The following is a 1,240-nucleotide window of genomic DNA, read 5'->3' as shown; positions in this document are numbered from 1 at the left end:
ATGCGCGACTGGTACTGCCTCGTGCTGGGCGCCAAACCCGCGTACGACAACGGCAGCCTGGCGTTCCTGGCCTACGACGACGAACACCACCGCATCGGCCTCGTTTCGCTCGACGAGTACGCGGTCCCGCAGAACGCGGTGGTGGGCCTGCAACACTTCTCCTTCACCTACGACAGCCTGGAAGCGCTGTTCGACAACTACGAACGCCTGAAGGCCGAGGCCATCATTCCGTTGTGGACGGTGAACCACGGACCGACCATCTCGATGTACTACGCCGACCCGGACGGCAACCACATCGAGCTGCAAGTCGACGTCTTCGCAACCGTCGAAGAGGCCGACGCCTTCCTCGCCGGGCCGATCTACCGGGACAACCCACGAGGCATCGACTTCGACCCGGACGAGATGAACGCGCGGCTGCGCGCGGGTGCGTCGTTCGAAGAGCTGACCCGGCGAACGCGCTGAAAGGAGGTCACGTCATGAGGCTGGTCAGCTTCGGCGCCGCCGGCGGTGAGCGACCGGGCGTCCTCACCGCCGACGATCGGATCGTCCCGCTCGACGAGGTGCCCGGGGTACCCGGTGACATGAACGCCATCCTGGCCCGGCTGCCCGAGCTGACGCCGTCGCTCACCGACCTGGTGGGGACGGTGTCACGGGCCGACGTCCGGCTCGGCCCGCCCGTGCCGCACCCCGGCACCATCGTGGCCGTCGGCGCGAACTACCGGGAGCACGTCACCGAGATCGTCGGCCCGGCCGGGCAGTTCCCCGACGTTCCGGTGCTTTTCACCAAACCGATCACCGCGCTCGGCGGCCCCTGCGATCCGGTGGTCCGGCCGGTGGAGTCGGCCGAACTCGACTACGAGTGCGAGCTCACCGTCGTGATCGGCCGCGGCGGCCGGCGCATTCCGAAGGAGCAGGCGATGGCGCACGTCGCCGGGTACCTGATCGCCAACGACGTGACGGCGCGCGACGTGTTCAGCGCGGAACTGCACAAGAGCCCCGCCTACCTGCAGATCATGCGGGGAAAAGGCGCCGACACCTTCTGCCCGACGGGGCCGTGGCTGCTCACCGCCGACGAGGCGCCGGCCCCCGACCGGTTCCGGCTGCGCACCTGGGTGAACGACGAGCTGCGCCAGGACGGCACGACCGCGCACCTGGTCTTCGACGTGCCCACGCTCGTGTCCTCGGTGAGCGACACCATCACGCTGCGGCCCGGCGACCTCATCCTCACCGGCACGCCGGC

General features: G+C 69.1%; 2 protein-coding genes. Both read left to right on the top strand.

Annotated elements, in window-relative coordinates; translation table 11 throughout:
• Positions 1-462, top strand: a 462-nt coding sequence (locus tag ACIA77_RS52450) for a VOC family protein (RefSeq protein WP_395893754.1), incomplete at its 5' end; no start/stop codon positions are given.
• A gap of 14 nt (positions 463-476) precedes the next feature.
• A partial coding sequence (locus ACIA77_RS52445; protein WP_395893753.1) for a fumarylacetoacetate hydrolase family protein occupies positions 477-1,240 on the top strand: 764 nt, incomplete at its 3' end.

The organism is Amycolatopsis sp. NPDC051903 (genome assembly GCF_044452505.1).
GTDB lineage: Bacteria > Actinomycetota > Actinomycetes > Mycobacteriales > Pseudonocardiaceae > Amycolatopsis.
This window is presented reverse-complemented; position numbering and strand designations above follow the sequence as displayed.